Genomic DNA, 18,361 nt, shown 5'->3' with positions numbered 1-18,361 from the left:
CACGCCTTCAGATGTACGCCGGAACTGTCGGAGCCGGGCGTTAGCGTCACCGGATGCTGCCCGCGAGACCGCTAGGACCGGATGCCCGAGGCCAGTGGGTCCAGCGCTGGACGTCGCCGGAGTGGACGCAGGCCGCGGACGACTGGGTGCGTTGCCGGCTGGCCGAGTACGGTCGCCGGATCAGCGGCGTACCGGTCACCTACCGGGCCCGTTTCTGGTCTGTCGTGCGGTGCTATCCGACCGTCGAAGGCCTGGTCTGGTTGAAGGAGAACAATCCGGGGCATCGGTTCGAGGCCGGTCTCGTCGCGGTGTTGGCACAGCTCGCGCCGGACGACGTGATCGTCCCGATCGCAGTGGACCGCGAGCGCAGCCGGATGCTGTCCGACGATCAAGGGTCGACGCTGACACGTCCGGACGTTGCCGATCAGGCCACGCGACGCACCGTCGTGCAGGCCCTGGCCCGCCTTCAGTGCACGCTCCTCGGCCGCGTCGACACCGCCGAGCATCCGGGCATCATCGAGCTGGCGCCCATCACGGCCGGCGACCGCGTGCGTGCCGTGGTCCACGAGTGGGCGGCACTACAGCCCGACCATCCGCTGCGACCCGAGCCCGCCCTACTCAGACGAGCTGCGCGCGCCGCCGACGTACTCGATCGCCGAACCGCGTCCCTCAGCAACGCCGCTCCGCTCGACCTGGAGATCAACGACGTGTACCCGGCGAACATCTTCGCGGACCGTTCAACCGGCGTACTGCGGCTCCGGTTCTTCGACTTCGGCAACGCGGTCCGGGGTCATCCGTTCGTCTCGCTGCACGGTTTCCTCGACTCGGTCGTCGAGTGGACCGGCGCGTCGTTGTCGCACGCGCACCGCGAGGCGTTGTACGAGGCCTATCTGGCCGTATGGCGTGATCGCCTGGACGCGGACCCGTACGTCCTCCGGCAGGACCTCGCCACAACCGAGGCGCTGGTCGGCGTCCACAGGCTCGTCTCGTGGCTGCGCCTCGTCCCGTACGCCGATTCGCTCGAGCTGCAGGCCCGCGCCGAGATCCCCCACCAGTACCTGGCCACCGTCGCGGAAATTGCCGGGTAGCCCGTGTTCGCTCGTCCTAGGGTGGCGGTGTGAGCCTCGACATTCCTGAGCAGGTCCGCAAGACGGTCATCGCCGACGGCAACGAAGCTTGGCTGGACGAACTGCCGGGCATCGTCGACTCGCTGGCCAAGGAGTGGTCTCTGACGATCGGGCGCAGTCTGGAGGGTGGTCACGTCGCCCTGGTCGTCGAGGTGACGCTGGATGACGGAACTCCGGCCGTCCTCAAGATCGGTGTGCCAGGCCTGGACATCGGGCCGGAGGCCATGGCGTTGCGCCTGGCCAACGGCGAGGGATGCGCCAGGCTGTTGGGCGAGGACCTGGCTCGGCGAGCCCTTCTGCTGGAGCGGCTCGGGGCTCCGATGTACGACATCGTGGCCGACCCCGCGACCCGCCATACCTTGCTGTGCGACGTGGCGGTTCGCCTGTGGCGTCCGATCAGTCCCGACGTCGACCTTCCAACCGGCGCGACGTTGGCTGAGCTGTACGCCGAGCGGCTGCCGGAACTGTGGGAGCAGGCGGGCCGACCGTGCTCACCGGCCACTGTGGCGGACGCGCTGGAATGCATGAATCATCGTCGCCTTGCACATGATGACCGGTCCGCGGTCCTCGTCCACGGTGATGTGCACGAGATGAACGCGCTGCAGGCGAGTGACGGCAGCTACAAACTCATCGATCCAGGCGGGCTCCGGGCCGAACCGGCGTGCGACCTCGGCACCATCGTGCGCTGCAACCCCGACCTCGGCGACGACCTCCGAACCCGGACCGAGAAACTCGCTGCACGCACCGACGTGGACGCCACCGCCATCTGGGAATGGGGCACCATCCACCGAGTCTTCAGCGGCGTCTACGCCTACACCATCAACTTCCAGCCCTTCGGCCGTTTGCTCCTCGCCGAAGCCGACCGCCTCACGGCCTAAGACAGGGTGATAGGGATGGATCTGAAGTCCCGGCTGCACGACTCCCTCCGCGGGGCGAGAAAGACCACTCTCAGCAAGTTCGAAGGACTGACGGAGTACGACCTGCGCCGGCCGCTGACCCCGACGGGAAGCAACCTTCTGGGGATTCTCAGGCACCTCGGCGGTATCGAACACGCGTACCTCTGCGAGACCTTCGGCCGCCCCCTTCCGCCACCGCCCTTACCGGACGACTGGGACGAAGAGCTCTGGCACAACGGCGACATGTGGGTTCGCTCCACGGAGTCGAGCGAAGCGGTCCTGGCCTGGTACCACGCGGCGTGTGAGCAGGCCGATCAAACCATCCAGGACCTCGATTTCGACTCACCCGGCGAAGTACCCCACTGGGACGAGAACCACAGGTCGACGACTCTCGGCGACATGATCGTGATCGTGCTCGGCGAGGAATGCCGCCATGGGGGTCACATCGACGTCGTCCGGGAGTTGGTCGACGGGCGAGCAGGCTCCGACTACGGCGACTTCGGTGACCCGGCCAGATGGGAGGCGTACGTCGCCAGGGTTCAGGCGGCGGCCGACCACTACCGGGGAATCGGCTAGCTGTCCGGTTCGAGGTACGTCACGCGTTTGCCCAAGGTGGTGGCGTATCCGATCTCGCGGCGGGTGGCCGCTCCGATATAGCCCCCGGGATTCACGATGCGCACCTCGTCCGAGAGGTCGATCCTGCGCAGATGCAGCTCGCCCAACGCCCGCACGAGCGAAGGGTCCGGCACCGGCACGTCAGCGGCCTCCGGGGCCAGGACGATCGCCAGCTCGAGCGTCAAGCGCTTGCGCTCGGCCGCAAACTCCCGTCCGAAGCGCAGCGAACCGCACAGACAAACGACCCTCGGACGATCGACCGGCACGCCAGACATTCTTCCAGAGACGACCCCCGGACACAGCGAATCCCGAGTTCATCGGCGCAATCCGGCCCCGCCTCATGCCCAGTACCGGGAGCAGCCGCTTGACCACAACGCGTGACCTCCGGCCCTTGTAGCGTGATCGATCACGCTGGTCTTCCAGCATGATCGGCTGAGAAGGGATGCCTATGGTTCAGCAGTGGATTCTTGCGTTCGACGCATCGTGCGGAACGTGCACCAGTGTGTCCGATGCGGTTGCGGAAGCATGCGGACCGGGCCTGGAGATCAGACCGCTGGGGGACGCCGACGTACAAACCCTTCGGGTTCGGGCGTTGGGCCCTGACCCGGTGTGGGCACCGACCCTGCTGCGGGTAGACGGCGATCGGGTCCGGGCCTGGACCGGGCGTGCGATCGCGCTGCCACTCGCCCGTCGACTCGGGCCGGCCGCGAGCGCCCGGGTCATCCAGGCACTGGGGAGGCTTCGCCGCCGCGCTGACGGCCGGGCCGATGAACTACCGGGTGCCCCGACCGGTGCGGTGCAGTTGAGCCGAGCGCGCTTCCTGCGACTGTCGGGTGGGGTCGGCGTCCTGGCAGGTATGGCCCTGACCGGCACGATGCCTGCCTTTGCCGACATCGAGAAGCAATCGGCCCGTGACTGGGTCGCGGCAAACCCGCTGCCCGATACTTACGACACCTTCGCAAAGTATCCGCTGACCTTCCGTCGGGAGATCTTCGCCGCTTCCGCGCCCGAGGTCCGCAGCCGGCTGTGGACAGCCCATCTCGACCAGTTCCGCGCCGCCCGGCCCAGCCTTACTCCCGAGCAGCACAAAGTCCTCGACGAGGCCCGTGCCCTCGTCACCCGGCACGAGATCTGGGAACCGGAGCAGGCCGGGCGGTCCGCCGTCACGGCGAGACTCCGCGCCCTGAGGAACGCGGCGATCGAAGCATTCAGCAAGCCAGAGGCGTACGCCGCGATCGCGACGCTCGGCCCCGCCCCTGCCTCGCTGACCCAGACCGCGAGAACCGGCACCGCGGACACCTGCCCCTGCGCTACCACCGATGCTTGGTGTGGAGACCTGCACTGCTACCCCGGAAACTGTGACTACCGCCCGAGCGGCTGCGGCACCGCCTGGGTCGAACCGTGCGACGGAACCTGCAGCTGAACCATCTACCCAGGGAGGGCGGCCGAGCGGTTGGGCCGCCCTTCCGGTACGTCCCGGGAAATACAAAAGCCCAGGTCAGCGGACTGATCCTGGGCTTCAAAGTTGCGCGCTCGGAGGGATTCGAACCCCCAACCTTCTGATCCGTAGTCAGATGCTCTATCCGTTGAGCTACGAGCGCTGGACAACGTCGAGTAACGATACATGGCGCGGGCGGATGTTTGCCAATCGGGTCCGGGGAGGGGTGTTTACGATCCGCGCATGGGTATTGAGGACTTGCTCGGTGGGCGGGATCTGGGGGATGTGAAGAAGGCGGTCGGGTTCGTGATGGAGAACTCGGACGACTTCCAGAAGGTGCTGAATCTGGTGCGCGGGTTGCCGGATGACGCGCTCGGGCTCATCGGGAAGCTGCCGGAGCTGCTGAAGACGATCGGGTCGGGGCTGGCGGAGGCCGGTGAGCAGGCGGCGAAGGCGGCCGGGGCGCTGGTCGGGGACGACGGCGAAGGCGGCGCGCGGAAGGCGCTGGCCGGGAGCGCCGGGACGATGAACGCGGCCAAGGACAAGCTGCACGACGCGGCCGGGATGCTGGCAGGGCTCGCGGGTGAGCTGGACAAGATCCCCGGGATCGGCGACGCGGCGGCGAAGAAGCTGAACGACGGGAGTGGGCAGATCGGCGGGGTCGCGACCGAGATCGAGGCGCTGGCCGGGAATCTGCAGGACCTCTCCGGCATCCTCGCCACGGTGGGCGAGGCGCTGAACGGGCTCGGTACGAAGCTCACCGAGTCCGGCGGCTCGGTAAAGACGCTCCTCAGCTGACACGGCAGGCAACTCCGGTACGCCGACCCGCTCGCTGGGCCGGGCCGGGTTTGGGGGCGTGACCACGCCCGCGGTGGCTGTGGACAGGTTATTTGCTGTTCACAGCCACCACTTCCTGTTCACAGTCACCATTTCTTGTTCACAGTCGGCGCGCGGCGCGGAGGTTGGGGGCGGCGGAGGACCTTCGCGTGGTTAGGGTCGCGGGCATGGGTAGTCGACTGGTGCGGGGTACGGCGATCGGGTGTGGTGTGGCCGCGCTGGTGGGGGGTGGGGTGGGGTTCGCGGTCGGGGAGCCGGTGACGCCGAAGGACATCCTGCCGGCGCGGGCGCTGCCGGCGGATCTGTGTGCGCGGATCGGGGACGTGGCGAACCTGTTGCCCAAGGCATCGTCCGGTCCGGTGACGATGACGCAGAGCGGTACGTCGACGGTCAGCTGTACGGCGGCCGCCTCGGGCCAGAAGATCCGGGCGTACACGTCGGCGAGCCTGAAGGTCACGATCACGGCGTACGGCGGTCTGGACGCCGGCGCGGGGAATGCGCCGTTCTCGCCGACCCAGGTCGCGGAGCGGACGTTCAGCCGGTCGACGATGACGAAGTACGAGGAGGCCCGCCCGTACCCGACCAAGGTCAGCCGGACCGCGAGCGGGCTGGCCGGTGAGTCGTGGGCCGTCCACACGCTGGTGCAACGCGCGGACATCGTCGTACAGGTGGACTACAAGGCCAACCCTGTGGACGCGGACACGGCGCAGAAGGCGGCGCTGGCCCTCGCGGACCGGGCGATCTGGGAAAGCAAACAGTGATGACGAACAGCACGCCGGAGATCCCGGGCTACCAGTTCGATCAGCGGATCCTGCTGCACCCGCTGGCGGAGATGTGGCACGGCCGCACGTTCACCGGGACGGACGTGATCGCGCTCGTCCTCAGTGAGGAGGGCGCCCGGAACCCGACCGTGGTCGACCGCCTGACCCGGGCGAGCCGGGGCGCCGCGCTCGAACCCGGCCGGCAGGAAACCCCGCTCTGGGCGGCCAACTTCGCCTCGGGCCGTCCGTACGCGATCACGCAGCTCGTCCACGGCGAGACCGGCGCCGAGCGCCTGGTCGACCCGCTCGACGGCGTACTCGGGAACGACGACGAGTCGCTGGAGGCGGTCCGCAACCAGCTCGTCGGCTTCGGCGCGACGCCGCCGGTCCTCGTGCCCGGCGACAACACCCAGCGCGGCAGCATCCCGTCGTACGTCGATCGCCCCGAGCAGCCGGCACCGGAACAGGTAGAAGAGCAGCAGGCGCAGACGAAGATCGAGATCGCCCGCCAGTACCGGCGCAAGATCGGGGCCTGGATCTACGGCGTCGTCGCGGTCGCCGTGCTGATCGTGTTCAGCATCGCCTACTCGATCGGCACCGCGATCGGCGGCAGCGTCAAGGAGGAGCCGGCCGAGGCCGCCCCGCCGCCGGCCGTCAATCCGGAGCCGATCGCCTCGAGTGTCCTGATCCCGCCGATCCACCGGGTGACGACCGCGCCGTACAAGCGCTCCGACGGATCGCCGGGCGTCTTCGGCGCGACGTACCCCGCCGGTGCCGACGTCCAGGTCGTCGCGAACGCCGAGCTACCGTTCGCGATCGGCTGGCCGCGGCCGCCGCAGGTGGACTTCCTGGGCGAGTCGTCGCAGCTGATCCTGCGGCGGATCGTGACCTCGACCGAGTACGACCAGGGCGGTCTGAAGAACGCGTTCCGCGCGCAGCTCGCGCTGCATCCGTGCGCGAGCCTGGCCAAGTGCCTGTCCGACCGGACGACGTTCGACCAGCAGTGGACGCAGATCTACAAGACCACCGCGCCGGCGGCCGCGAAGGACGCGCGTACCTGGCTGACGGTGTCGACGAAGGCGCCGTACACGATCACGATGACGCGCGCGTTCCAGAGCGGCGGCCAGTGGTGGCTGGTCGGGGCGATGGTCTACGGCCAGCCCGGTGAGGCCGCGGACATCCAGCGGCTGGTGAACGACATCTGGCGGCAGACCGCCTGACAGACCGGAAAATCTCCTGGAACGGCCCGCGCGAACAGCGCGGGCCGTTCTCATTTTCACAAGCCGAACCGGAAAGCGATTGTCGCGAAAACTTTGTGACCGGGTTCACGTTCTAGGGGTTCTCAGCACTCGCGTCGATCCCGTACCGTAGTACCACTTGCACACTGGTATACGTCCACTGGACGCACTGGTCTGCGACAGATCACACCGCCAGCCAGCTGAATCGAACCGCCGGAGACCCCGGCGGCCGGAGCCGTACCCCCTCAGCGTCGAGGGGCCGCACGGTTGCCGGCGCCGACAGCCGAGAGGGAATGAGCCGCCGATGACGACCACCGCCAGCCCGACCCATACCGAGACCGCTACCTCAGCAGCCGCAACGGAACCCCTCCCGGCAGCGCCGTACGACCTGACCGACGCACCGACCCGCCATGCCGGCCTGCTGGCCTGGGTGGCCGAGGTCGCCGAACTCACGCAGCCCGACCGGATCCACTGGGTCGACGGGTCGGACGCGGAGTACGCGAAGCTCACCGACGAACTGATCGCGGCCGGCACCATGGTCCGGCTGAACGACGAGAAGAAGCCGAACTCGTTCTGGGTCCGCACCGACCCGTCGGACGTCGCCCGGGTCGAGCAGCGCACGTTCATCTGCTCCGCCGAGGAGAAGGACGCGGGTCCGACCAACAACTGGATGGACCCGGCGCAGATGAAGGCGCTGATGACCGAGCTGTACCGCGGCAGCATGAAGGGCCGGACGATGTACGTCGTCCCGTTCTGTATGGGTCCGTTGACGGCGGAGAAGCCGATGTTCGGCGTCGAGATCACCGACTCGGCGTACGTCGTCGCGTCGATGCGGATCATGTGCCGCACCGGCGCCGACGTCCTCGAGAAGCTCGGCGACACGGCGTCGTACGTCCCTTGCCTGCACTCGGTCGGCGCGCCGCTCGCACCCGGCCGGCAGGACGTGCCGTGGCCGTGCAACGACGAGAAGTACATCGTCCAGTTCCCCGAGGAGCGGACGATCTGGTCCTACGGCTCCGGGTACGGCGGCAACTCGCTGCTCGGCAAGAAGTGCTACTCGCTGCGGATCGCGAGCGCGATGGCGCGCGACGAGGGCTGGCTGGCCGAGCACATGCTGATCCTGAAACTGATCTCGCCGGAGAAGAAGGTCCACTACATCGCGGCCGCCTTCCCGAGCGCGTGCGGCAAGACGAACCTGGCGATGCTCGACCCGACCCTGGAGGGGTGGGAGGTCGAGACGCTGGGCGACGACATCGCCTGGATGCGCTTCGGGAAGGACGGCCGGCTGTACGCCGTGAACCCGGAGTTCGGCCTGTTCGGCGTGGCCCCGGGCACCGGCTGGAAGACCAACCCGAACGCGATGCGCACCATCGAGAAGGGCAACTCGGTCTTCACCAACGTCGCACTCACCGACGACGGTGACGTCTGGTGGGAGGGCTACTCGCCGACTCCGCCGGACCACCTGACCGACTGGAAGGGTCGCGAGTGGACGCCGGCCTCGGGCGAGCTGTCCAGCCACCCGAACAGCCGGTTCTGCACGCCGATCAAGCAGTGCCCGATCATCGCCGACGAGTACGACGACCCGAACGGCGTACCGATCTCCGCGATCATCTTCGGCGGCCGCCGCGCCACCACGGTCCCGCTGGTGACCGAGTCGCGGGACTGGGCGCACGGCGTGTTCATGGGCGCGACGCTGTCCTCGGAGACCACCGCCGCGGCGGTCGGCGAGGTGGGCGTCGTACGGCGGGACCCGATGGCGATGCTGCCGTTCCTCGGGTACGACGCCGGCCAGTACTTCGACCACTGGCTGACCGTCGGCAAGCAGCACGACGCGGCGCAGCTGCCGAAGATCTTCTACGTGAACTGGTTCCGCAAGGACGCGGCCGGCAAGTTCGTCTGGCCGGGCTTCGGTGAGAACAGCCGCGTGCTGAAGTGGGTCATCGAGCGGATCGAGGGCCAGGCGGACGCGGTCGAGACGCCGATCGGCCGGGTGCCGGCCGCGGACGCGCTCGACGTCGCCGGGCTGGACATGACGGCGCAGGACCTGGAGATCGCGCTCGACGTTGACGTCGAGCAGTGGAAGGCCGAGATCCCGCTGATCGAGGAATGGTTCGCCAAGCTCGGCGACACCGTTCCGACCGAGCTCAAGGTCGAGCTCGACCACCTGAAGGCCCGGCTGGCCTGACGAGCACCGGCCGCCGAGTCGGAAGCCGGCGGCCGGGCCAGGCCCCGTCTGGTGATCCAGACAGGGCCTTACAGCGCGGCGCCCTGGATCATCCGCCGGGGCGCCGCGCTGTGTTGTCCGCGAGCACCCGCCGGACCTCGTCGTCGCTCACCGACGAGAAGTCGCGGTACGCCTGCCCGACCGCGGTGAAGTACCGCGGGATCCAGGCGCACACCACCTGATCCGCGACCCGCGACAGCCGCCGGCAGCTCTCGATGCCGCCCACGGGTACGGCGACTATCACGCGCGCCGGCCGATGGCGTCGTACTGCCTCGACCGCGGCACGCATCGTCGCACCGGTCGCGAGGCCGTCGTCAATCAGGATGACCACGCGGTCCCGTACGTCGATCGGCGGCCGGTCCCCGCGGTACGCCTGCTCGCGCCGGCGCAGCTCCCGGACCTCCTGCCGGCGTACGGCCTCCAGCGTCTCCGGGTCGACCTCCGCAGCGATCGACTCGTTGCGGACCACGTGCAGTTCCTCGCCGACGCCGGCGATCGCGCCCATCGCCAGCTCCGGCTGGCCGGGCAGCCCCAGCTTGCGCACGATCAGTACGTCGAGCTCCGCGTCCAGGGCGTCCGCGACCGGACCCGCGACGGGTACGCCGCCCCGCGCCAGCCCGAGGACCAGGACGGAACCGCCGACCGATCCGAGCTCGTCGGCGAGCACGCGGCCCGCGGCCGCCCGATCCGGGTACGGCCTCCTCATAGCGCCCATGATCCACGTACGTTGACCGCATGCGAACCGTGGACATGAAGATCGGTGTGATGCTTCCGCTCGGAGCCGGGGACGGGCCCGATGGCGGGATGCCCGGGTGGAAGGACGTGCGGGCGGCTGCGGAGGCGGCCGACGAGGGCGGGGTGGACTCGGTCTGGCTCGCGGACCATTTCCTCTACCGGGATCCGGAGGGCCAGATCTTCGGCATGCACGACAGTTGGACCCTGCTGAGCGCGATCGCCGCGGTGACGTCCCGGGTCGAGCTCGGCAACATGGTGCTCTGCGCGTCGTTCCGCGACCCCGGCCTGACCGCGAAGATGGCCGCCACGCTGGACGAGGTCTCCGGCGGCCGCCTGACGCTAGGCGTCGGCGCGGGCTGGCACGACCCGGAGTACGAGGCGTTCGGCCTTCCCACAGACCACCGAGTGGGCCGCTTCGCCGAATGGCTCGAGATCGTGGCGCGCCTGGTCCGTGGCGAGACGGTCACCTACGAAGGCAAGTACTACAAGGTGCGCGAAGCCAACCTTGACCCAGCCCCACCCCACCAGATCCCGATCCTGGTGGCCGGCCACCGGCCCCGGATGATGCAGCTGATCGCCCAGTGGGCCGACGCCTGGAACACCGCCTGGTACGGCGCCCCGAACCTGCAGGTGGAGGAGCGCCTGGAAACCCTCCGCCAAGCCCTCCAAACCGCCAACCGCCCCGCAGAGGCAGTAGCCCGCACCGCAGGCATCATCGTCCGCGACCCGGACCAGCAAGCCCCCGACCCCAACCCCAACGCCATCCCGGTACAAGCCCTCCCCGAAACCGCCGAGGCGTACCAGAAGCTAGGCGTCAACCACCTGATCGTCTCCCCAGAACCCATGACCCCCCGCTCGATAGAGCGCATAGCGGAAGCCAAACGAGAGCTGACCAGCTAACGGTGAAAAGAAGGAGCTCCCTGGTCTGCGCTTCCGCAGACAGGGAGCTCCAAGGAGCGGAGGCGGCGGGATTTGAACCCGCGAGAGGGGGTAACCCTCAACCCGCTTAGCAGGCGGGCGCCATCGACCGGACTAGGCGACGCCTCCTCCGACGGTCCACTCAGGGAGCGGACACGACGACGGCCAAGAGTATCCGCTCGACCGGTCCGGGAGCAAAGCGGGTCGCCGGGCACGCTGGGTCGCTGACACGGCACGTTGCGGTAGTAGCCCACAGCCCCTGTACCCTGACGAACATCGACGGGGGTCGCCAGCATCACGTCAACCAACGCGTCAACCAACTGGGTGTCGTGGGCGTCTGAAGTACCGTGGGCTGCCTGGCGCGGCCGACGGAAGGGTCGTGACGTCGTCGATCAGGGAACGGAGCCATGTCGCGGAGTACTCGCGCAGCCGGTCGGAGGGCAGCGCCTCGTGCCAGCCGGTCCCGGGCCCGAACGCACCGTGCCCGGACGGCGTCGAAGGCGATCAGCCTGACCCTGCTCAGCGCCCTGGTCCCCGGCTCGGGCCTGCTGATGGGCGGCCGGAAGAAGCTCGGCGCGTTCGTCCTGACGATCAGCATCGGCCTGCTGCTGATCGGCGCGTACGTCGGTCTCACGCACCGCGACTCCGTCCTCGCCCTGCTCGTCTCCCCGCGTCAGCTGCTGGTCGCGACCGGTGCCGTCGTCCTGCTCGGGATCGGCTGGATCTGGACCGTGGTCGCGTCGCACAAGCTGCTCCGCCCGGTCAGCATGACCTACACCGGCCGGCTGGCGGGCTCGATGTTCGTCGGGCTGCTGTGTTTCGCGATCGCCGTACCGACGACTGTCGCGGCGCAGACCGTGATGGCGCAGCGTGACCTGATCGGCAGCGTGTTCCAGTCCGAGGGCAACTCGAAGAGCGCGACCCGGCCGAAGGTCGCGAACGCGAGCGACCCGTGGGCGAAGATCCCGCGGCTGAACCTGCTGCTGCTCGGCGCCGACGACGGCGTCGGCCGCGAGGGCACCCGTACGGACACCGTGATCGTGGCGAGTATCGACACCAAGACCGGTGACACCGCGCTGATCTCGCTGAGCCGGAACTGGATGCGGATGCCGTTCCCGGAGAACTCGCCACTGCACAAGGCGTACCCGGACGGCTTCTGGGACCCGAACCTGGGCAACGTCGAGCAGCCGGAGTACTACCTGGACGCGATGTACGAGAACGTCCCGAAGGCGCACCCGGGGATCCTCGGCCAGACCGACAACGAGGGCGCGGACGTGGTCAAGCTGGCCGCGAGCGCCGCGCTCGGCCTGGACATCGACTACTACATGCAGGTCAACCTGGCCGGTTTCCGGCAGATGATCGACGCGCTCGGCGGCATCACCGTGAACGTCAACTACCGGGTGCCGATCGGCGGCGACTACGGCGCCGGCCCTGGGTCGAACAGCGAGAAGAAGCCGAGCGGGTACATCGAGAAGGGCCCGAACCAGAAGCTGGACGGGTACCACGCACTGTGGTTCGCGCGCGGCCGCTACGGCCTCAGCGACCCGTCCCGGCAGGAGCGGCAGCGCTGCACGATCCACGCGCTGGTGAACAGCGCGAGCCCGCAGGCGCTCGTCACGTCGTACCAGCAGATCGCGAAGGCCGGGAAGCAGCTGCTGCGGACGGACATCCCGCAGGAGATCCTGCCGGCGTTCATCCAGCTCGGGCTGAAGGTGAAGAACGCGAAGGTCGCGAACATCGACCTGGACAAGGACAAGAACTTCCCGAGCGGCAAGAACCCGGACTACGAGGCGATGCGGGAGATCATCCAGAAGGCGATCTCCCCGAAGACCGCCCCGGTCGCGTCGACGCCGACGGCGACCAAGAAGCCGACCACGGCGCCGACCTCCGGCAGCACGAAGCGGCCGACGACTCCGCCGAAGACGACCGCCACCCCGGGCGCCGCGCAGAACCTGAACGACGCCTGCGCGTACAACCCGAGCCAGACCGGAACCAACTGATCCGGATTTGGTGAACCTCTCCCAGGGAAGTATTGGACCAAAGTGAAGATTGGTCACACCTGGGGGTGACTGTGAGGCGTTCGGTAGCGGTTGTGGTCGGAGTTGCGGCTCTGCTCTGCGCAGGCTGCAGCAGCAACGCGGACAGTGCGGACGCGCCCTCGGCAGGGGGTACGACGACCAGCTCCAGCCCGCCACCGCCTTCGTCAGCGGCACCCAAGCCGGTCCCCAAGCCGACACCGACTCCCGTCGCGCTTTCGGTGCCGATGTACCAGCGGGCACTGACCAATGTCGAGAAGGTCCTCAAGCCGTACGTCGCGCGCGTGATGAACGCGCAGACGGTCGCCGCGTTCGACGCGTCCCGTGCCCAGCTCGCCGGCGCCGTCGTACTCGAACGCCGTGAGCTCGTGAAGATCACGCCGCCGCGCGGCCTGGTGTCCGCGCATCCCCAGGTCCTCGACGCCTTCGACGCGTACGCCGGGAACGTGGCGACCGAGCTGACCAAGGCCGGGGAGACGAAGACCAGCTGCGGTCTGCCGAAGGCGCTGGACGTCCGGCTGTACGAGGCGAAGAGCGGCGTACGGCTCGCCTACGCCCAGCTCGCGCAGGGTGTGCAGACGTCGATCGGCAAGGGTGTGAAGTTCGGTGGGCTGTCGGTGCCCGCGAAGCTGGCGCAGCCGGCCGTGTTCGGCGGCCGGGGCGAGAACGGCGACGTCTTCCAGCGGTCCGGCTCGCGCGGCTCCGGCTCGCTCCGGATCATCAACGCCGGCTCGGACATCGTGGTCGTGGTCACGGCGAGCAATCCGCGCAAGCCACAGGCGTCGATCTACGTCCGGGCGAACAAGTCCGCGACGCTGAACGGGATCCGCGGCGACTACTGGGTCTATTACAAGACCGGGACGAACTGGGACGCGAGGAACAACCGGTTCACCGAGAACTGTTCGTACTCCAAGCTCGAGCGGTTCCTGGACGGGTCGTTCTCGTGGACGCTGACGCTCAAGTCGATTGCCGGCAACACCCAGGCGTCCGAGACGGAAGCCTTCTGATCCGGTCGCCCCGGCCGGATGAGATCCTGTGGCGATGCGTACGACGTACCGGATGCGGGCCGGACGATTCCTCGGGATCCTGGCCGCTGGACTGATCATTCTCGGGGTGGCCGCGGTGCTCTGGGCACTGGGGCTGCCGGGTGTGGCCGTCTCGGTGTTCGTCACGCTCGGCGGGATGATCGCGCTGGCCGGCCTGTGGATCCTGGTTCGGCCGCCGAAGGTCGCGCGGCTCCGCGACGGCGACCTCGAGGTCCGCGGCCTGCGCACGCCCTGGACCGACATCACCGAGGTCGGCCGGGTCGAGACCACGCACGGCGAGGCGATCGTGCTGCGTACCAAGAACCCCGACCACCCGGTCCTGCTGCCGGTGTCGTGGCTGGCGCCCGGGAAGGCCGAGAGCCTGGAGACCGCGCTGCGGGACAAGCTGAACGCGGCCCACGGGTACACGATCTGGGACGGGACTGCCCCGGAGGACACCGGCAGCGCAGAATGATGCGGTGCTTTCCTTCGAGCTGTCGTACGACGAACTCCTCACGTACCAGGGCACGAACCCGCGGCCCGCGGACTTCGACGCGTTCTGGGACAAGGCGCTACTAGATCTCGACTCGGTGCCGGCCGAGGCGGAGTTCGTCGACGCCGTCGACTTCCCGCTGACGACGGCGACCGCGCAGCACCTCTACTTCACCGGGACCGGCGGGTACCGCGTGCACGCGAAGGTCCTGCGACCCGCCGAGCCGACCGGGCCGGCCGTGCTGCTCTTCCACGGGTACGGCGGTGAACAGCCGGCCTGGGTCGACCTCCTGCCGTACGCCGCCCGCGGGTTCACGGTCGCGGCGCTCGATGTGCGCGAGCAGGTCGGGTTCCGTACGTCGTCGCAGGCCTCGAACAGCTTCTCGCTGCATCACCACCTGGTGCACGGGCTCGACGACGGGCCGGACGGGCTGCTCTACAAGCACGTCTTCCTGGACACGCGGCGCCTGGCGGACCTCATCGGCGAACTGCCGGAGGTCGACGCGTCCCGGATCGCGACGACCGGATGGAGCCAGGGCGGTGGACTGTCGCTGGTTGCGGCGGCGCTGACGCCGTCGATCAAGTACGTCGCGAGTGTGTTCCCCTTCCTGTCCGACTATCAGCGGACGTGGGACCTGAACCTGGAAACGTCGCCGTACGACGAGATCGTCACGTGGTTCCGCAAACGCGACCCGCGGCACCTCCGGCAGGAGGAGGTCTTCACGACCCTCGGCTACATCGACATCCAGCACCTGGCGCCCCGAATCCAGGCCGAGCTCACCCTCTTCACCGGCCTCGAGGACCAGATCTGCCCACCGTCGACCCAGTTCGCCGCCTACAACAAGGTGACCTCCCCCAAAGAGCTCCGCACCTACCCAGACTTCGGCCACGACGACCTACCAGGCGCCCGAGACGACATCTACCAACTGATCGGCACCAAACTCTGAGCACCGCGGTTGGGACCAGCCCATCCGTTCAAAGGGAGATCCGGCTCTCCTGCCGTGTGTGTGGGTGTCTGAGCGCGGCGCGGCGCGGGCGGTGTGCGCCCCCCCACGCCGCGCTGTGAGTTGTCGGGCCATGAGACAGGTTCTGGTGGGCTGGGACACGGTATTTCGTGTCCACTGCGCCTTGACGCTGTCCGCGCCCCCGGCATTAAACTCCGGGCCCAGACCACCGGCCACCTGGTGACTCCCGACTCAGCCCTGCCGACCCACACATGCGCCACAAGAGCCGGATATCCGGCCTTGTGTTGGATGTGTGGGCGAGGATGCCGGGTTAGGGCTCGGGTGGGTTGTGCTGCGGGTTGTGCAGGTCGACAGTACGTATACGTCCACTGTCCGGCGATCCGGCCTGCCGTCCGGTGCGGACGGGCGGGCAGTAGATGCATACGTCCTGTCGAGCTGCCGTTTTCGGCGCCGGATATCCGCGCGATGGCAGGGTTCTCCTGAGCTGCGCCTCGAGCCCGCACATTGACCATATGTACCCTTGCGGTTACGTACCCAATTGGGTACATTCGACGTCATGGATGTGGTGTTGCAGGCGTTGGCGGATGGGAGTCGGCGGACGGTGTTGGGGATCTTGCGGGATCATCCGGCGACGGCCGGGGAGTTGGCGGATGCGTTGCCGATTGCGCGGCCGGGGGTGTCGCGGCATCTTCGGGTGTTGCGGGAGGCCGGGCTGGTCGACGTACGGCAGGAGGCGCAGCGGCGGATCTACAGCCTGCGGCCGGAGGCGCTCGTCGAGGTGGACGAGTGGCTGGAGGGGTACCGCGCGCTGTGGCGGAACCGGCTGGATGCGCTGCACACAGAGGTCGCTCGCGGAAAGAAGGCACGGTCATGAAGATCCTGGGGACGATGCGGGCGCTCGACGAAACGCGTGGTGCGGTGCGCGTCGAGGATGTGTACGACACGGATATCGAGGACCTGTGGGCGGCTTGCACAACGCCCGAGCGACTCGAGCGCTGGCTCGCGCAGGTGTCCGGCACGCTGCAGGAAGGCGGGACGGTCGATGCCGTCTTCACCAGCACGTGGAGCGGTCCGGTGCGGATCGAGGTCTGCGAGGCGCCGCACCATCTCCTGCTCACGACGGAGCCGGGCACTGAGGACGAAGGCCAACTCGAGGCCTGGCTCACCCCGGTGGGCTCGCGAACCAAACTGGTGGTTGAGGAGCGCGGGCTGCCGGTCGGCTCGCTGCACTTCCACGGCGCCGGCTGGCAGGTCCACCTGGAGGACCTCGGCCGTTCGCTGGCGAACGACGGTCCCGCGCACGACAGCCGGTGGTCGGCGGAGACGCCCGCCCCGGCCTGGCACGCACGCTGGACCGAACTCACCCCGGCGTACCGGCAGACCGATGTCTGACCGCATCAAGCTGGAGGGCACCACGGTGAACGCGCCCGACGCCCTCGAGCTCGCCCACTTCTACGCCGAGATCACCGGCGGAACCGCCAGCGGCACGTCACACTGGGCGTCCGTCACGGGTCCCAACGGGGTGCTGTCGTTCCAGCAGGTCGAGGATTTCCGGCCGCCAGAGTGGCCCGGCAACGACGTACCCATGCAGATGCACCTCGACTTCCTCGTCGACGACCTCACCGCAACGGGCGCTCGCGTCATCGCAGCCGGCGCCAAACTCCTCGACTACCAACCCAACTCCGACCACTGCTACGTGTACGCCGACCCCGCCGGCCACCCGTTCTGCCTCTCCACCTGGGACACCGAAACAGCAGCTAGAGGAGGAACCAGTAGTTGACCGTCGCCCCCTGAGTGGCAAGCCCACCACCGAGCGAGTCGTACAGAGCCCGCGCAGGAGCATTCTCGGCCCCGGTCGTGAGAAACATCTTCCCCGCCCCAGCGGCCCGTCCCGCGGCCATGAACGCACCCATCAGAGCCCGCCCGATGCCCCGCCCACGATGGGATTCAACGACCTCCAACTGGTGCAGATAGAGCATGCAAGCGCCGTCGGGCCGAGCGAGCTGGTAGCCCCAGCACCAGCCGGTGATGTCGTCGGCAGCGGTGGCCACGAAGGTCAGAGTCCCTGGTGTTTCCAGGTAGTCGGCGTCGGCGTCCGCGTTCATGAAGGTCCGCATGGCGCGTGCGAGCAGCTCGGCGTCCGGCGTGACAACGGTCATTCATTTCCGCCAAGTGATCGAGTAGCGAAAGAGGAGGTGGCGACGGTAGGTCGAGCCGGGGAGGAGTTCCGCGGCGAGGGCGCGCATGTCGTGGAACGTGACGGGTGGCGGCCACACCGTCGGGGACGGATGCTCCCAGTGGCCCTTCGTCGCTCGGTGCGCGCACGCCGCGGTGACGGCAGCTGCCGCGTACGGGAGGTCGCGCGGCGTCGTACGCGCCAGACCGACTACCACCAACGCCCCTCCCGGACGGACGAGCTCACGCATCCGAAGCAGCCCTGCGCGGGCGTCGACGTGGTGCAGCGTGGCGACCGACGCGACCAGGTCGTACGACTCGGGCTCGAACGGATGCTGCAGGAAGTCGCCGTGCACGTACTCGATCTCGTCCCCGCGGGCGGACGCCAGCTCGAGGCTGGGTGTGTCGAGGTCGATCCCGGTGACCTTCGGGACGACGCGGCGCAGCTTCCGGGCGAGCATGCCTTCGCCGCAGCCGATGTCCAGCGCCCGTTCAGCGCCGTGCGGGACGGCTTTGAGGATCTGCGGGTGGTAGTGAATGTTGTGGTTCCACGGCTGCTTCATCCGCGGTGCAGCGCGGCGTCGATCGCGGCGGACAGCACCTGGTCGTCGTCTGCCTGCCAGGTGTGGTCCTGCGCGCACGTCCAGTTGTCGGGTTCGGCTGGGATCACGCAGCCGAACAACCGGACCCGACCGGCCGCGGCGGCTTCCCGTGCGACAGGCGTGGGCAGACCGTAGAGGATCGGAATTCCGCGCTCTCCGCACACCGGGCAGACCGGAACGTTCGCCATACCGCCAAGGTACGTCACGCCCCGGCCACCAAACACGGAGAACGCCGGGCAGCTCTCCGAGGAGAGGTGCCCGGCGTCGTGAAACCAAG

Annotated in this window: 21 protein-coding genes and 2 tRNA genes; 16 read left to right on the top strand and 7 right to left on the bottom strand. The window is 68.5% G+C overall.

Annotated features, from left to right (window positions below; translation table 11 throughout):
- Positions 1 to 53: 53 nt before the first annotated feature.
- From E0H50_RS33995 to E0H50_RS33985, 3 genes are read left to right on the top strand one after another with little or no spacing between them, the layout of a single operon-like run.
- Positions 54 to 1,088: a hypothetical protein gene (locus E0H50_RS33995; protein WP_131295108.1), complete on the top strand. Its 1,035-nt coding sequence runs from the start codon at positions 54 to 56 to the stop codon at positions 1,086 to 1,088.
- A gap of 29 nt (positions 1,089 to 1,117) precedes the next feature.
- Positions 1,118 to 2,005, top strand: a complete 888-nt coding sequence (locus E0H50_RS33990) for an aminoglycoside phosphotransferase family protein (RefSeq protein WP_131295107.1) — start codon at positions 1,118 to 1,120, stop codon at positions 2,003 to 2,005.
- 15 nt (positions 2,006 to 2,020) lie between these two features.
- Positions 2,021 to 2,599: a DinB family protein gene (locus E0H50_RS33985; protein ID WP_131295106.1), complete on the top strand. Its 579-nt coding sequence runs from the start codon at positions 2,021 to 2,023 to the stop codon at positions 2,597 to 2,599.
- On the opposite strand, the gene E0H50_RS33980 is transcribed toward E0H50_RS33985, so the two are convergent.
- A complete protein-coding gene (locus E0H50_RS33980) occupies positions 2,596 to 2,913 on the bottom strand; it encodes a hypothetical protein (protein ID WP_131295105.1) in 318 nt (105 codons plus the stop codon). The two genes, E0H50_RS33985 and E0H50_RS33980, sit on opposite strands and share 4 nt — an antisense overlap.
- A gap of 332 nt (positions 2,914 to 3,245) precedes the next feature.
- Here E0H50_RS33980 and E0H50_RS33975 point away from each other — a divergent pair, with 332 nt between their 5' ends.
- Complete coding sequence (locus E0H50_RS33975) at positions 3,246 to 4,061, top strand: bacteriocin fulvocin C-related protein (RefSeq protein WP_131295104.1); 816 nt, start codon at positions 3,246 to 3,248, stop codon at positions 4,059 to 4,061.
- A 105-nt stretch (positions 4,062 to 4,166) separates the two neighbouring features.
- On the opposite strand, the gene E0H50_RS33970 is transcribed toward E0H50_RS33975, so the two are convergent.
- Positions 4,167 to 4,239, bottom strand: a tRNA-Arg gene (locus tag E0H50_RS33970).
- 80 nt (positions 4,240 to 4,319) lie between these two features.
- Here E0H50_RS33970 and E0H50_RS33965 point away from each other — a divergent pair.
- The 4 genes from E0H50_RS33965 to E0H50_RS33950 all read left to right on the top strand — a co-directional run bounded on the left by E0H50_RS33965 (position 4,320) and on the right by E0H50_RS33950 (position 9,097).
- Positions 4,320 to 4,874 (top strand): hypothetical protein, encoded by a 555-nt coding sequence (locus tag E0H50_RS33965; RefSeq protein ID WP_131295103.1) that lies wholly within the window; start codon positions 4,320 to 4,322, stop codon positions 4,872 to 4,874.
- Between the two features lie 206 nt (positions 4,875 to 5,080).
- On the top strand, positions 5,081 to 5,674 hold the full coding sequence (locus tag E0H50_RS33960) for a hypothetical protein (RefSeq protein WP_238151558.1): 594 nt from the start codon (positions 5,081 to 5,083) through the stop codon (positions 5,672 to 5,674).
- A complete protein-coding gene (locus E0H50_RS33955; protein WP_131295101.1) occupies positions 5,674 to 6,894 on the top strand; it encodes a hypothetical protein in 1,221 nt (406 codons plus the stop codon). Before E0H50_RS33960 ends, E0H50_RS33955 begins: the two co-directional genes overlap by 1 nt.
- A gap of 322 nt (positions 6,895 to 7,216) precedes the next feature.
- On the top strand, positions 7,217 to 9,097 hold the full coding sequence (locus E0H50_RS33950; RefSeq protein WP_131295100.1) for a phosphoenolpyruvate carboxykinase (GTP): 1,881 nt from the start codon (positions 7,217 to 7,219) through the stop codon (positions 9,095 to 9,097).
- Between the two features lie 88 nt (positions 9,098 to 9,185).
- Here the strand turns inward: E0H50_RS33950 and E0H50_RS33945 are convergent, their stop codons facing one another.
- A complete protein-coding gene (locus tag E0H50_RS33945; protein WP_238151557.1) occupies positions 9,186 to 9,842 on the bottom strand; it encodes a phosphoribosyltransferase in 657 nt (218 codons plus the stop codon).
- A 29-nt stretch (positions 9,843 to 9,871) separates the two neighbouring features.
- Here E0H50_RS33945 and E0H50_RS33940 point away from each other — a divergent pair, with 29 nt between their 5' ends.
- Positions 9,872 to 10,771: an LLM class flavin-dependent oxidoreductase gene (locus E0H50_RS33940; RefSeq protein ID WP_131295098.1), complete on the top strand. Its 900-nt coding sequence runs from the start codon at positions 9,872 to 9,874 to the stop codon at positions 10,769 to 10,771.
- Between the two features lie 57 nt (positions 10,772 to 10,828).
- Here E0H50_RS33940 and E0H50_RS33935 read toward each other — a convergent pair.
- Positions 10,829 to 10,918: transfer RNA gene (locus E0H50_RS33935), tRNA-Ser, on the bottom strand.
- Between the two features lie 278 nt (positions 10,919 to 11,196).
- On the opposite strand from E0H50_RS33935, the gene E0H50_RS33930 reads away from it, so the two are divergent.
- The 7 genes from E0H50_RS33930 to E0H50_RS33900 all read left to right on the top strand — a co-directional run bounded on the left by E0H50_RS33930 (position 11,197) and on the right by E0H50_RS33900 (position 17,087).
- The gene (locus tag E0H50_RS33930) at positions 11,197 to 12,789 is read left to right on the top strand and encodes an LCP family protein (RefSeq protein ID WP_131295097.1); all 1,593 of its coding nucleotides are present in this window, start codon (positions 11,197 to 11,199) and stop codon (positions 12,787 to 12,789) included.
- Between the two features lie 263 nt (positions 12,790 to 13,052).
- Positions 13,053 to 13,832, top strand: a complete 780-nt coding sequence (locus E0H50_RS33925; protein WP_131295096.1) for a hypothetical protein — start codon at positions 13,053 to 13,055, stop codon at positions 13,830 to 13,832.
- A gap of 34 nt (positions 13,833 to 13,866) precedes the next feature.
- Positions 13,867 to 14,325: a hypothetical protein gene (locus E0H50_RS33920; RefSeq protein ID WP_131295095.1), complete on the top strand. Its 459-nt coding sequence runs from the start codon at positions 13,867 to 13,869 to the stop codon at positions 14,323 to 14,325.
- Positions 14,326 to 14,329: 4 nt separating this feature from the next.
- Entirely contained in the window at positions 14,330 to 15,289 is a 960-nt protein-coding gene (locus tag E0H50_RS33915) for an acetylxylan esterase (protein ID WP_131295094.1), read from the top strand.
- 574 nt (positions 15,290 to 15,863) lie between these two features.
- Positions 15,864 to 16,181 carry an ArsR/SmtB family transcription factor gene (locus E0H50_RS33910; RefSeq protein ID WP_131295093.1) on the top strand — a complete coding sequence of 106 codons (318 nt, stop codon included), beginning with the start codon at positions 15,864 to 15,866 and terminating at the stop codon, positions 16,179 to 16,181.
- A complete protein-coding gene (locus E0H50_RS33905) occupies positions 16,178 to 16,699 on the top strand; it encodes an SRPBCC domain-containing protein (RefSeq protein ID WP_131295092.1) in 522 nt (173 codons plus the stop codon). Before E0H50_RS33910 ends, E0H50_RS33905 begins: the two co-directional genes overlap by 4 nt.
- Positions 16,692 to 17,087 carry a VOC family protein gene (locus E0H50_RS33900; protein ID WP_131295091.1) on the top strand — a complete coding sequence of 132 codons (396 nt, stop codon included), beginning with the start codon at positions 16,692 to 16,694 and terminating at the stop codon, positions 17,085 to 17,087. The genes E0H50_RS33905 and E0H50_RS33900 overlap by 8 nt, the downstream gene beginning before the upstream one ends.
- Here the strand turns inward: E0H50_RS33900 and E0H50_RS33895 are convergent.
- From E0H50_RS33895 to E0H50_RS33885, 3 genes are read right to left on the bottom strand one after another with little or no spacing between them, the layout of a single operon-like run.
- A complete protein-coding gene (locus tag E0H50_RS33895) occupies positions 17,065 to 17,466 on the bottom strand; it encodes a GNAT family N-acetyltransferase (protein WP_131295090.1) in 402 nt (133 codons plus the stop codon). The two genes, E0H50_RS33900 and E0H50_RS33895, sit on opposite strands and share 23 nt — an antisense overlap.
- Entirely contained in the window at positions 17,467 to 18,045 is a 579-nt protein-coding gene (locus E0H50_RS33890) for a class I SAM-dependent methyltransferase (RefSeq protein WP_131295089.1), read from the bottom strand.
- A complete protein-coding gene (locus tag E0H50_RS33885) occupies positions 18,042 to 18,272 on the bottom strand; it encodes a hypothetical protein (protein ID WP_131295088.1) in 231 nt (76 codons plus the stop codon). The genes E0H50_RS33890 and E0H50_RS33885 overlap by 4 nt, the downstream gene beginning before the upstream one ends.
- Positions 18,273 to 18,361 lie beyond the last annotated feature (89 nt).

Origin of the sequence: Kribbella sindirgiensis, from assembly GCF_004331435.1 — a bacterium.
Classification (GTDB): domain Bacteria; phylum Actinomycetota; class Actinomycetes; order Propionibacteriales; family Kribbellaceae; genus Kribbella; species Kribbella sindirgiensis.
This window is presented reverse-complemented; position numbering and strand designations above follow the sequence as displayed.